The sequence below is a fragment of the Bacillus sp. 2CMS4F genome (assembly GCF_023161785.1).
Classification (GTDB): domain Bacteria; phylum Bacillota; class Bacilli; order Bacillales; family Bacillaceae; genus Bacillus; species Bacillus halotolerans.
The window spans coordinates 1-12,851 of the sequence record NZ_JALNTO010000018.1 but is presented as its reverse complement, the minus strand read 5'-3'; the positions used below and the strand labels follow the sequence as shown (position 1 = coordinate 12,851).

The window sequence follows — 12,851 nt, the reverse complement described above, 5'->3', positions numbered from 1 at the left end:
CTTAAAGAAGGTGCTCCATTGAACGAAGCAGACCCTGCAATATTCTTTGGTGCCGGAAAGCAAGGGTTATACGGATTATCCTACGTGAAAGAATTAGAATCTCAGAAAGGATAGGTATAACTTATGGCAAATATCAAGGTTCCACAAACAGTTTGGGACTGGGAAGTGACTCTCTATTTTTGTGACGAAAAAGAGGGAATAAAAAGTAGTTTTTAAATTGAACCTACAAAATGGACAGTAATGCTTAAAAATGGCATACAACTGAAAAATGCTTGACGCATGAATTGCGTTACACTGGCAGACGTATACTGCATTCGGACGCTATGGGCTGATGAACTCTAACATCTGTTCCACCGATTGAGTGCGGGAACATCGGCTGTAATAATCTCAAGGAAGGATGCTAATGAAAAAATGAAAACACTCATGAAAGCAGCTCAGATCACCAAGTATTCAAAAAATATCCATGCCAAAGTCAATGACATTCCAATTCCAGAAATCGATGAAAACGAAGTCTTGGTAAAGGTCAAAGCTGCGGCAGTCAATCCACTCGAAATGTTAATTATTACAGGCAGCGTGAAACTGATTCAAGATTATGAATTCCCATTAACGCTTGGTAATGAATTGACAGGAGTTATCGAAAAAGTCGGAAAAAATGTGACGGAATTTCACGTAGGAGATGCCATCTATACACGTCTCCCCCTCGAAAAAATTGGTGCTTTTGCGGAATATGCCGCAATTGATGCTGCCGCAATTGCACCCATGCCAAAAAATTTGTCTTACGTGGAAGCCGCTGCTGCACCACTGGCTGGACTCACAGCGTATCAAGGTCTGCATGAAGAACTTGAGGCACAGTCAGGTAAATCTGTCTTCATTCCAGGTGGATCAGGCAGCTTTGGTCAAATGGCTGTACCAATCGCAAAGGCAATGGGCCTACATGTCATTGTTAGTGGCAGCTCAGAAGCGCGCGAACGCACTTTGGAAATGGGTGCAGACCAATATTTGGATTATAAAATAGAAAACTATGTTGACTTGTTGTCGAATGTGGATTACGTGATTGATACACTGGGACCTAAAGAATTTGACAGTGAATTGAGTATCATCAAACCGGGCGGAAGATTGCTCTCTCTCCGTACAGGACCAAATAAACGTTTCGGGAAACACCAAAATTTCCCGCTATGGAAACAAATGTTATTTTCCCTTGCTGGTGCAAATTATGACCGCAAAGCTAAGAAACAAAACGTGGAATACCATTTTATTTTCGTTCGTTCTGATGGCGCACAACTTAAAGAGATTACAAAAATCATTGAAGAAAACAACATTGTTCCAGCAATTCATCCAACACGATTTACCATAGACAACGTAAATGAAGCGCTAGAACTGGTCGCAAATGGACGACCAAAAGGGAAAGTGATTATTCAATTTTAAGGGGAATATGAGGAAAGCAGTCAAAAAGTTGAGATCATTTATGTAAAGGATTTTGAAACAAACCGCGAGTTCTGCTGATTAAGAAATGGAAAAGATAAAAAGCCAGGTCAGATCATAGAAAAACTTCAGCAAGCCGGAGTCCTGTCTCAGTAATGGTAAGACATGGAGAACTACCATTTCAAAAATGTTGGAATGAAATTGAGACAGCTGCTTACTCTAACAGACATATCACTAATGACACGTTATTACACGTAGCCACTACTGAGAAATTTAACATAACAAAAACAGCAGACTTCTTCAGGAATCTGCTGTTTTGATCACATGATCAAATTATTCGATAGAGTGATAGATAAGATCGAAATTACAACACTGAGAAAATTTAAAACTATCCCCAGACAAACAACTATTAGTAAAAGACAAATTAAAACCTTAAACGTTTATATTTCATCTACTATTCTTGAGATAAATAATTGAAATCTGTTTCTTTACATTCAGGAAGGTTTTTGTCAATTTTTAAAGTGGACAATAATTCTTGAACATATTCACGAATAGCTAGCATATCAAATGGGAAATCGAAATCAAATTCCTCTGTAACAGTTAAAGTGTCCATTACATATGAACAATTATGTTTCATACCCAATAGATCATGATTAAAACGCAGCACAGCTTGATATGATGAATCAGGTAGCTCAAAGTGAGAAATCAAATAAACATTAATATTGTTACCTTCTTCAGAATCTGGCAGTCTTTCATCAACGTATAATAAAAAAGCACATCTCTCATCATCGTTTAATTCTACTTGAAAGAATTCAAAATCTCTTAATCTCAATAAACGTTTAAATCTCGTATTTAAAATTATCATTTTCAATATCTCCGTTTTTATTTTAAGCTGTTACTAACGATTTCCATTGAAACATAGAAGGGGTATAATACGCAATTTCCCATTAAAAGGTTTATTGAGTCATGTTTCCGAACGAAAGGTTTTTCCTATTTCTTTTCCTAAACCAAAATAGTGTCTGAAATTATAAATAAGCGGACTCCATTTTGAAGGGTCAATGTGGTTGTCGTTCAATATGATCTTTTCCTCGGCATGAAAATGTAAAGCTTGTGTTTCCACAATCGCAAATGATGGTTCGTAATCTGGTATCCGAATATGTTTCACTTCTGCTTCTATTTGGATAGGGCACTCTTTAATTCTTGTTGGTGCTACTGTCATTGATGGTAAAGGTGTTAACCCTGCCGCTTCGTATTTCTCTTTTTTGTAAGTAAACCCGAGCTGTTTCTTCAAAGGCGGGATATTCTTTTTTCCGCTAAAAGACGAAATTTTTTCAACGTTTTTCCATAAATCGGGGCTGGGCAAGTTAATGACACATTCTTTGTGTCTCTTTATATTTTCAATAGCTTTTCCTCCTAGTCCTACTCCCAGAACAATATAGTTTCCAAGCGCCCAAGAGGAAGACATCGGACTAATATTGGTGGTTCCATCTTCATTCAAAGTGGAAAGAAGGAATGTTGACGTGCCATAGTACATAATGTTTGGTTTGATTTCTTTAAAATGAAGGGTGTCTTGTTTTTCACTGTTCAACGCTTAATGCCTCCTCATCATTATTTATTCATATTGTAAAGGTTTAACATTTCAACTATCATCGAAATATGAATGTAAGGAGGAGAATGATGAATCCTAATATTGCAAAGGTTGCTTCGTTACTATCTGACCCCACGCGTTCTTCTATTCTTTTGAGCCTTATGGATGGAAGAATACACCCTGCTGGAGAGCTTGCATATTTCGCTAAAATCAAGCCTCAAACTGCGAGCTTTCACCTGCAAAAATTACTTGAAGCACAGCTCATCAGTGTAGAGAAGCATGGAAGACATCGGTATTATAAATTGGCTAGCGCCGATGCCGCAAAAGTGATCGAACAATTGCTCAGTATTTCGCCTGATTCAAAAGTGAAGTCTTTCAATGATTCAAAAGAAAAAAGTGATTTACACTTTGCCCGTACCTGTTATGATCATCTGGCTGGTTATATCGGCGTGCAAGTGACACATTCATTAGTCGAGCAGGGCTTCTTACGAAAAACGGATTTACACTTTGAGGTCACTTCAGAAGGCTCTTTGTTTTTAAAGGATTTTGGAGTCGACGAAGAAAAACAAAGAAATAAGAGGAGAGCTTTTGCGCTTTGCTGTTTAGATTGGAGCGAGCGGCAGCATCATTTAGCAGGTGCTTTGGGACATGCATTATTAGACAGGATGCTAGAACTGCAATGGATTGTGCGTATGCCTAAAACTAGAGCTATTAAGGTTACACAAAGCGGAAAAGCTGCTTTTGAGAAATACTTTAAATTAAGTATCTAAGATGCGAATAGAAAATTTTACCTTTGAGGGGCTCAAACAATAAAAAAATGGAAATTGCCGGCGGCAGAGGCTTTTGCTGAACTTGTTTTACATTCGTTTCGTGAATCTGGACAGGAGTCACTCGTTGGGATGTCCGGTGAATAGACAGGATGTTGGAAAAGGAGGAGTTGGTACGCTCACTCCTTTTCATATTAGTCATCCATCAAACTGCGGCTGAAACCTTGGGTTTTACAAACTTTACGAAAATGCCCCGAACTAAAGGGCCCATTATTAATAATTGTAATGGGTAGGCTAAGATAAAGTTTTTCAGAACGATCATAAGGTAAGCGCTGAATATGCTGTTCTCGTTAAGTCCATTCGATAAAGCTGCCGTGATTAATCCGAAAACAGACATACAAAGTACCATACCAACCACCATACAAGTCGACATGGCAAGAACCATATATAATTTCTTAGACTTGTCGAACGGCATTTTGAATGTCATTTTTCTTGCGAGCGGCCCGACTAAAAGTAAATCTAACAGTAACGCTACAATAAATCCAATGATCATCTCAAAAGCTGTAACCCATGAAAAATTACGAATGGCTCCGTTGATCACTGCATTGTAAATCGACATGACGCAGACCATCCCAAAGCACATCATCACGCCAAAGATAAGGCCTTCTTTTTTATTTGCTGGCATACAATCAATCCTTCTCTCAATAATCGGTGATTAGTATACCAATGAATCAATCATGCTCATAAGTGACAAATTTGTGAACAATTTATTGGCCGGAATCGTCTTCTTTTGTCATCAGCACATGCGGAATGCCATCCAATAAAAATTCCTCTGATGCTGTCTGATAGCCGAGCTTTTCATAAAAGCCTGCTGCCTGTGTCTGACCGTGCAGTTTACATGTATAAATGTTTTTTTCTTTTACAATACGTTCTAACTCATTGACAATCACTTTCCCCAACCCGAATTTTCGATAGGGCTTCAGAATACAGATTCTCTCCAGTTTGCCCGCGTGATCAACGATACGCACACGCGCTGTGCCGACCGGCTGTTGTTCATGGTAAACCAGAATGTGCTGGCAATCCCCATGGAGTGTATCGAACTCATCGAACTCGTCGGAAACTGGACAGCCTTGTTCCTCAACAAATACTGTCTTTCTGATGTCAAACGCTGTATGTAAATCATGTTCTGTCGTTATTCTCTTCACATTCATGATTGATCCTCCTCTTTATCAGAAAAATGGCTGATGACATACTGTTTAAAGGTCTCTGCCACCGGGGATAAAAATCTGCCTTCTATCCAGGCGATTCCTATGACGCGCTGACATTCCGGCCAGCTGACCCGAATCTTTGTGATTTTGCTTTGGTCTAACCCTTTAAGATCGGGCAGAATGGATATGCCAAGACCGGCTGCCACAAAACCTGCCGCGGTGGCTGCTTCTTCACCCTCAAACATAATGTTCGGTTGAATGTCCGCTTTCTCAAACAATTCATCAACCGTCATGCGAAGCGCATATCCTTTTTTCAATAAAATGAAACGCTCATCCGCGACTTCAGTCAGGGCAATGCTTTCGCGATGAGATAACGGATGGTTGTTTGGCACAAATACAAACAGTTCTTCGCTCCATAATTGTATCCATCGGATCAGCTTTTCAGGCTTGATGGAGGCAAGGAGACAGAGATCCAGATCTCCGGATTTTAATCGTTCAAGCAGCCAATATGAATGGTTTTGCTTCAGCTGGAAGGTAATGTCGGGATATTTCTGCTGAAAGCTGCCGATTAAATCGGGAACCAGCGTTGTTCCTAATGTATGTAAAAAACCGAGAGACACTTCGCCTTGGTCAGGCTGCAACAAAGCCTGGATTTCTTCTTTCCCTTCGGTATATTCCTTCATCATGGCATGAACGCGTCTTAAAAATATTTCTCCGTATTTGTTTAGTTTAATCGAACGTCCTTGCCTGTCAAATAGCGGGACGCCCAAATGATTTTCCAGCCTGGCGATAGAGCGTGAAAGCGCAGGCTGTGTGATGGAGAGGCTTTTTGCGGCTTTCGTGACGTGCTGCATCCGGGCCAGTGTTTGAAAATATTCAAGTTGTTCCCATTCCAATTATCATCCCTCCTTTATTACATATAAGCATGAAAACGATATTTTATATGCATTATACAACATATATCAACGGTGCTAAGATAAATGTATAAACAGACTCGAGGATGTTTGAAATCGCAAGAAATAAAGGATGGGTGTTTATGGAGTGCAGTCTTCAACAAAATGGTGAGGGGCAGATAAAGTCCCGATGACATACATTCAAAAAGGCACACCGGTTTTTCGTAAAATTACGTTTGCTTTCTTTGCTGCAGGTTTTAATACATTTGCCATTCTGTATTGTGTACAGCCGCTTATGGAGGAATTTACGCGGGAGTTTCATGTGACCCCTACAACAGCGAGTCTTTCTTTATCTGCTACAACAATGCTCTTAGCTGTCAGCATGCTTGTTTTCGGTTCGTTGTCAGAGGTATGGGGACGTAAGCCAATTATGGCTGTATCCATGCTGGCCGCATCCGTTCTCTGTCTGGCGTCGGCCTTCAGCCCGAATTTTCATACGCTGCTCGTATTGAGAACCATTCAAGGGATTGCGCTCGCTGGCCTCCCTTCGATTGCGATGGCTTATCTTGGAGAAGAAATTGAACCCGGAAGCCTTGGGTCGGCGATGGGGCTGTATATCAGCGGAAACGCGATCGGCGCCGTTTTTGGAAGGATTGTTTCAGGGCTCTTGAGTGAGTACTTTACTTGGCATATAGCGATGGGGTCAATTGGTGTGATTAGTTTGATAGCGAGTATGATATTTTTTATGAATTTGCCTCAATCGACCCATTTTACGCCGAGAAAACTTGAGATCGGGCAGTTGGGAATGTCTTTAATCAGCCACTTGAAGGACCGAAAACTGTTAAGCTTGTTCTTCATTGGCTTTTTGCTTCTCGGAAGCAATGTTGCATTGTTCAACTACATTGCGTATGTGCTGTTAGCGCCGCCGTATTCCTTTAACAAAGCAATTGTCAGCTGGATATTTATTGTGATGATTGTCGGGATTTTCAGCTCGTCTTTTATTGGAAGAATGGTCGATCAATACGGTTATCATAAAATACTGATGATGAATATTTTTATCGTGATCACAGGTGCATTATTAACGTTAAACGGCATATTAGCAGTAAAAATTCTGGGGATTGCCCTTTTTACCTTTGGTTTCTTTGGAGGGCATTCAGTCGCCAGCAGCTGGGTTGGACGGAGAGCCCTGCATAACAAGGCGCAGGCCTCATCGCTGTATTTGTTCTTTTATTACGCAGGTTCAAGTATTTGCGGAACAGTCGGCGGCGTGTTTTGGTCTGCTTTTCATTGGCTGGGTGTCGTCGGTATGATCACGTTCATGCTGCTGTTTGCCTTCGTGCTGTCGGTATTTCTGGCAAGGAGTGAAAACGTGTCGGGCAGCGCGCTATGACTGATTTAACATGTCCTGAGGTGCAGGCAGTAAATTAAAATGATGGTGACAAAAAAAGGACCTCTGGCAGGTCCTTTTCTTATTGGCTGTTGTTCCAATGGGCCGGGATCTTTAAAGTAGGCGGAAGCTTTGTGCGAGGATTGCCTTTTGCAGCGTTCACTTGTGCCTGCGTTAGAAAAATGCTTCCTGTCAGGTCAGCTCCGCTTAAATCAGCATCTCTGAGATCAGCGCCGATGAAATCTGTCATTCTCAGATCAGAATGTCTCAGGTCGGCTGCTATGAGCAGTGCTCCTCTGAAGTTTGCTCCTCTTAGATCAAGCCCTTTCAGTTTCGCGCCTATCAGGGCGCTTCCACGGCTGATTTTTTTCGGGAGTTTTTGATTGCGGGCTTGGGCACGCACCAGCTCACTCGTTTTTAACAGCCATTCATTAACCTCAGCTCTATGCTCGGACACATGTAGGTTCAGCAGGTTTTCCGCGCTGAGCCTGGTGAGTTTGTCCGTCTTTTCGAAACAAGCCCGCAACTCACGATGAACCGGCTTGGCTGCCTCTATAGAAAGAGCTTCATGTAAATACCAAAGCATCTCATGCAGCTGCTGCATAATTGGAAAAACGTCAAACATCTCTTTCGCGGATTCCGGGTTGTTTCGCCAATCCTTTCCCTCATAAGTAATTTGGGATACCTTTTGACCGGCGCCAAAGCATTCATAAGCTGAGCAGCCTCGAAATCCTTTTTCTCTAAGAGCTTCATGTATGGCACATTGGTAGTTTGATTGTAAGTTGCGGCAAGGCGTTCCGCCATCTTTATCAAAAGCAAAATCGGCCGATTTCGCATAAGGCAAGGCAACACAGCACAGGCCAAAACAATGTTGACAATCTGCGCTTATCTCATGCTGTCTATTGTCATGTAATGTGAATTCCACAGACAATATCGTTCACCCCTTCACTCGGGAACTTTGTAAAATATAGGTTTTGTTCGTACTATTTGCATTATATAGGAAATAGGTATACTTTTCATTTTATTTTTTCATGATCAACCCCTCAAACAATGTATAATATATCCAACCGTGACGATGGGGAGGGAACCTTTTGGAACAGCAAATTAAAGAGATCATTTCTGCTTGTGATGTGGCAATCCGGAACGAAGATTTTGATACACTGATGAATTACTATACAGAGGATGCCATTTTAGTTGTGAAGCCTGGCATGATCGCACGCGGTAAAGAAGAAATCAAAAAAGCGTTTATTGCGATCGCAAATTATTTCAATCATCAGCTTGTGCCGACGCAAGGGGAAATGGTCATTTTGGAAGCAGGCGACACTGCTCTGGTCCTTTCTCAAACGCTGCTTGAATCGGATAAAAAGGATTCTGAGTATGCGATGGAAAGAAGGGCGACCTATGTGTTTAAGAAGAATATGCAAGGTGAGTGGCTTTGTGCAATTGATAATTCATATGGTACGGATTTAATTTAGTTTATAGTGCTTAGACATTCTGAAACAAGACGGGCTGCTTGTGATCTGCTGTGTACTTTTCCTGCATATAATGATTCATGAAGGTGAATAGGAAAGGGTGAATTCAATTGAATCCATACAACAGCAGAATGGCACCTTATTGGGTTTATCATGGCGGAGAATCAACGCTTTACCAGTATCCATATGTCTATAGGCAGCCCGGTTTCTCGCGCGCCATTATTACTGCCGCGCGGGGTGATGTGACCGGAGATGGAGCCGCTGATGAAGTCTTCCTAACTGGCAATCAAACGTCAGGCAGTCCGCTATGGAGAAATATCACTTTGGTGATACGTGACGGCAAAACACATCAGGAACAGCAAATTCAGCTTCATAACAATATCGGATACAATCCGTCACTTTCTCTGGCTGATGTGACAGGCAATCAAACGGAAGATGTGGCTGTTGTAATCGATACCGGGGGAAGCGGAGGCTCTATATATGCGTATGTGTTTGCCTATATGAACCGGCAGTTCAGGCAGATTTTCAATTCGGATTCTTTTAATGATGAATTCAAGTACAGTGTGAGCTATCAAAATCAATATAAAGCGAGCGTGGTCAGTCAACGCCAGCATGAACAATATATACTGGATCTTACTTACAAAGGCAGAGACTATTTGAATGAAATTTATACGAATCAGGGTGTTTTAAAAGCGCCGATAGAAGGCTGGGTCAATCCTTTATCCGGCTTGTATCCGGTTGATTTCAACAGAGACGGCGTATACGAATTGCTGGCGTATCAGCGGATCGCCGGAAGGTATAACGCCGACTCATTGGGATATGTTCAAACCGTATTGAAATGGAACGGGCGGAATTTTGGCGTTGACCGGCAGAATGTATCGATTGTTGGCGGTGCCGCAACTTGAGTAGAGAGAATGCGTTAGTGGCAAAGACTTACGCTACAGGTGTTCTGCAACGACGGTCAGATAATAAGATAAACCGGTTTGCTGCTCTTCTAACATTCCTCGATGAAAATCATCCTGCATAAAAAATCGCATTTGTTTTACGTAATCTTCTTTGCTTGTCGGATGTCCGTTTTGAGTCAGGAACGTAATATGATTCATGACATGCTCTTGCACGGCAGGGTCATGATACGTCACGCCGCTTCTTAAAAAATCAGCCATTCCATCAAGAAAATGTTTTGCCTCTATCGCCATTTTGTTCATTTCATCTACATTGATAGCGTGGGTATCTACTTTAAAATCGTAATGCTCTTTTAAATGGTCATTTTGTTCCGCTAAAGATTGTTTCCATTCGTCAGCGGTTTCAAATCCTTTAAACATTACCTTATGATCCATGTTCTCACCTTTTCTTGTGTATTCTAAAGACGTATTGACCGTTTGAACAAAGCGCTGGTACTTTTTAATTTTCTTTTCAAAGAGCTTTTTTTGCTTTTCTAATGTGCCAGTTCTGTCAGCATCCTCATCTAATAACCTTTTTATTTCTGACAAAGGAATATCTAATTCTTTGTAAAAAAGAATTTCCTGCAGTCTTTTTAATTCGTCGGCGCCATCCGGCTTCGCTGATTTCTTTTGGGACCAGCAAGCCGATTTTGTGGTAGTGATAAAGCGTTTTGATTGTCACGTTCGCAATGTGCGACAATTCTTTTACTGTTACCTTCACAACTCAATTCCTCCTTCCTCTATCACTATGAGGCCTTACCTTTGGTTGGAGTCAAGAATAAAAATGATGTTATGTTTGCCCGGAGAGAATGGGATATAGCCCCCGAGAAAGCTGTTTTATGATCAAAGAAAAGAGTGCTTGCACACAAGCACTCTTTACTCCAACTTAATTCTTTTCACATCTCCTAGCACAAATACGTAAAAAATCAGCCCAAGCAGCAATACAAAACCGGCAACCAGGAAGCTGAGCGTAAAGGAACCTGTCACATCAAACAAATATCCCGTGAGTGAAGCGGCGATTATGCCTCCGAATAGGTTGTTTGCCAAGTTTACCATGGAACTCAGCATGGAAACGGAGCCAATCGGGGCCAGTTCTGCGGAGATGGACCAGCCGACCGGAGCCGTTGCAGAAACGCCGGCGAGGCCGATTGAAATGCAGATAATCGCAACGGTGATATTATTCGTCAAAATGGAGCCCAAAAAGAAAAAGCCGAAGCTCATCCCTACAATGATCACGGTTCGGTACACCTTGGTGTTGGAATAGCCTTTTTTGATAAGGTAATCGACGAGCCAGCCGCCGACCACAATGCCGGAAATGGTTGAGATCAGCCACGGCACGGCGGTGAATAAACCGGATGACATGAGATCCATTCCGTATGTATGCTTAAAGAAAGTCGGTAGCCATGTAAGCAGCAGGTTGAATGTATAGCCGTACCCCGTAAATCCGATCATTAAGCCCCATACTTTACGATTAGTGAAAAGCTTTTTTAAAAGCGGACCCGTTTTGTAAGGGATTTGCTCTGTTGTGATTGTATTGTGTTTCTGAATATAGTTTAATTCGCTTTTGGAAATGCGTTTGTGCCGTTCGGGCTGCTCATAGTATTGCCAGAAAAAGATGGTAAACAGCACATTGATGCATCCGATCGTTAAAAAGGCGACCCGCCAGTCAAAGGTTGTGACGAGAAAGGCGACCAGCGGCGCTCCGATTACGTTTGAAAATTTGGCGGCTGAATCAAACAGTGAGTTCGCCAGGCCCCGTTCGCTTGGCGGAAACCATAGAGCGGTTGCTTTGGAAGCGGCGGGGAACGCCGATGCGCTTGTCAGACCAATGAGAAACCGGAACACATATAAGAGCAGTTTTCCTTGTAAAAAAGCGAGAATGATCGTTAAAATGCTCCAAACCGTCATTCCGATTCTTGTGACCCAGGCCACGCCAAACCTGTCCAATAAACTTCCGACGGGCAGCTGCATCAGTGTGTACGAATATGTGTAAATCGAAAACACAATGCCGAGTTCAGTTGCTGTGAGGTGAAACGAATCTTGTATCGCCGGGGCAGCTACAGAAATGGCCACTCGATCAAAATAATTAAGAATGATAATGCCGCTCAGTAACGAAGATATATACCATCTGGTATGCCCGGGCCGTTTCACGCGCTCTTGACTCATGATGAAAACCTCCTCTGTCATAGCATGAGCTCCGGATGTAAATACCATTCAAATTTTAAATACCACAGCTCTCTTTTATGTAAACGGACAGCAGGAATTTGACTGGAAAAGCCCATTGCTTTAGAATGAAAGTAATAAAAATGAACACTCCAAAGGGGAGTAGCTTTCACAGTAAAGTCGTCATTACGGGACAAGTGTCCTCGGCTTTGCTGGCAATTTGATTGTTAGCGAGACCTTTGCCAAATCTGATTTGGTGAAGGTCTTTTTGTTTCTGAACTTCACCAAATCGGTGGAGTTTTTTCATTTTTATCAAAAAAGGGAGAGGAGATTCACGATGTCTAAGCTGAAGAAATGGCTGAAACGTGAAGTGGTGAAGAAGGGGCTGCCATTAGCGAAAGAGAAATTGATTCCGATCTTAAAAGAAAAAATGAAGAAGAAACGATAAGGGGGCAAACAATGAAGAAAATGGTTCTGACGGTTTTGGCCGGCGCGGGTCTTTTGGGGGCAGGCGGATGCGGAATACTGGATCAGGTGAATGAAGGGCTGGATTATACAAATGAAGCGTCAGCTTATGTGGAAAAGGTGAAGACGTTTGCAGAGGAAGCGCCTGCATTGGCTGAGGAAGCTGTAAATGACACTGAGGCGAAAGAAAAACTAGAGACACAGCTTGAGTCCATTCAAAAGGCAGCGGCTGATTTTAATGAATTAACCCCGCCTGATGCCGCAGCGGAGCTTCACAACACCCTGCAGGAGCATAACGAAACTTTGCAAAAAAGTGCGGAAGACGTCTTGCAGCAAGTGGAAGAAGGAAAGGTATCGCTTGAGGAATTGGAGCAATCCGAATTGGTCCAAAACGCTAAGCAAATGACTGATGTGATGGGGCAAATTGAAAAGCTTGGCGAATAAGAAAAAGCATCCCGGAGCGGGATGCTCAGGCTGTCGAGAAAATCTCGACAGCCTTTATTTTTTCTTAAAATATCCATTCTCATGTAATAAAATAAAAGAAA

At 42.0% G+C, this 12,851-nt stretch carries 13 protein-coding genes and 1 pseudogene; 6 read left to right on the top strand and 8 right to left on the bottom strand.

Going from position 1 to position 12,851, the window contains the following annotated elements:
* The first annotated feature begins 411 nt into the window (after positions 1–411).
* Positions 412–1,425, top strand: a complete 1,014-nt coding sequence (locus tag MTN95_RS19255) for an NADP-dependent oxidoreductase (protein WP_124058657.1) — start codon at positions 412–414, stop codon at positions 1,423–1,425.
* Positions 1,426–1,876: 451 nt separating this feature from the next.
* Here the strand turns inward: MTN95_RS19255 and MTN95_RS19250 are convergent, their stop codons facing one another.
* Together MTN95_RS19250 and MTN95_RS19245 are read right to left on the bottom strand one after the other, a co-directional pair.
* Positions 1,877–2,287, bottom strand: coding sequence for a hypothetical protein (locus MTN95_RS19250; protein WP_248339717.1), 411 nt, complete (start codon positions 2,285–2,287; stop codon positions 1,877–1,879).
* A 99-nt stretch (positions 2,288–2,386) separates the two neighbouring features.
* On the bottom strand, positions 2,387–3,010 hold the full coding sequence (locus tag MTN95_RS19245) for a flavin reductase family protein (RefSeq protein ID WP_227598408.1): 624 nt from the start codon (positions 3,008–3,010) through the stop codon (positions 2,387–2,389).
* Positions 3,011–3,099: 89 nt separating this feature from the next.
* Between MTN95_RS19245 and MTN95_RS19240 the strand changes: the two genes are divergently transcribed.
* Positions 3,100–3,780: an ArsR/SmtB family transcription factor gene (locus MTN95_RS19240; protein WP_095712565.1), complete on the top strand. Its 681-nt coding sequence runs from the start codon at positions 3,100–3,102 to the stop codon at positions 3,778–3,780.
* Between the two features lie 202 nt (positions 3,781–3,982).
* Here the strand turns inward: MTN95_RS19240 and MTN95_RS19235 are convergent, their stop codons facing one another.
* The 3 genes from MTN95_RS19235 to MTN95_RS19225 all read right to left on the bottom strand — a co-directional run bounded on the left by MTN95_RS19235 (position 3,983) and on the right by MTN95_RS19225 (position 5,881).
* Positions 3,983–4,462 (bottom strand): DUF2798 domain-containing protein, encoded by a 480-nt coding sequence (locus MTN95_RS19235; RefSeq protein WP_248339715.1) that lies wholly within the window; start codon positions 4,460–4,462, stop codon positions 3,983–3,985.
* 82 nt (positions 4,463–4,544) lie between these two features.
* Complete coding sequence (locus MTN95_RS19230; protein WP_105991114.1) at positions 4,545–4,988, bottom strand: GNAT family N-acetyltransferase; 444 nt, start codon at positions 4,986–4,988, stop codon at positions 4,545–4,547.
* Positions 4,985–5,881 carry a LysR family transcriptional regulator gene (locus tag MTN95_RS19225; protein ID WP_248339713.1) on the bottom strand — a complete coding sequence of 299 codons (897 nt, stop codon included), beginning with the start codon at positions 5,879–5,881 and terminating at the stop codon, positions 4,985–4,987. Before MTN95_RS19225 ends, MTN95_RS19230 begins: the two co-directional genes overlap by 4 nt.
* Before the next feature lie 187 nt (positions 5,882–6,068).
* Here MTN95_RS19225 and MTN95_RS19220 point away from each other — a divergent pair, with 187 nt between their 5' ends.
* Positions 6,069–7,268 carry an MFS transporter gene (locus MTN95_RS19220; RefSeq protein ID WP_105991112.1) on the top strand — a complete coding sequence of 400 codons (1,200 nt, stop codon included), beginning with the start codon at positions 6,069–6,071 and terminating at the stop codon, positions 7,266–7,268.
* A 79-nt stretch (positions 7,269–7,347) separates the two neighbouring features.
* On the opposite strand, the gene MTN95_RS19215 is transcribed toward MTN95_RS19220, so the two are convergent.
* Entirely contained in the window at positions 7,348–8,196 is an 849-nt protein-coding gene (locus MTN95_RS19215; RefSeq protein WP_105954639.1) for a pentapeptide repeat-containing protein, read from the bottom strand.
* Positions 8,197–8,356: 160 nt separating this feature from the next.
* Here MTN95_RS19215 and MTN95_RS19210 point away from each other — a divergent pair, with 160 nt between their 5' ends.
* The gene (locus MTN95_RS19210) at positions 8,357–8,740 is read left to right on the top strand and encodes a YybH family protein (RefSeq protein ID WP_105954638.1); all 384 of its coding nucleotides are present in this window, start codon (positions 8,357–8,359) and stop codon (positions 8,738–8,740) included.
* Between the two features lie 107 nt (positions 8,741–8,847).
* On the top strand, positions 8,848–9,642 hold the full coding sequence (locus MTN95_RS19205) for a hypothetical protein (protein ID WP_248339712.1): 795 nt from the start codon (positions 8,848–8,850) through the stop codon (positions 9,640–9,642).
* Positions 9,643–9,675: 33 nt separating this feature from the next.
* Here MTN95_RS19205 and MTN95_RS19200 read toward each other — a convergent pair.
* Positions 9,676–10,399, bottom strand: a pseudogene (locus tag MTN95_RS19200) (MerR family transcriptional regulator).
* 155 nt (positions 10,400–10,554) lie between these two features.
* Complete coding sequence (locus MTN95_RS19195; RefSeq protein ID WP_059292131.1) at positions 10,555–11,865, bottom strand: MFS transporter; 1,311 nt, start codon at positions 11,863–11,865, stop codon at positions 10,555–10,557.
* A gap of 435 nt (positions 11,866–12,300) precedes the next feature.
* On the opposite strand from MTN95_RS19195, the gene MTN95_RS19190 reads away from it, so the two are divergent.
* A complete protein-coding gene (locus MTN95_RS19190) occupies positions 12,301–12,750 on the top strand; it encodes a DUF6376 family protein (protein WP_105991108.1) in 450 nt (149 codons plus the stop codon).
* Positions 12,751–12,851 lie beyond the last annotated feature (101 nt).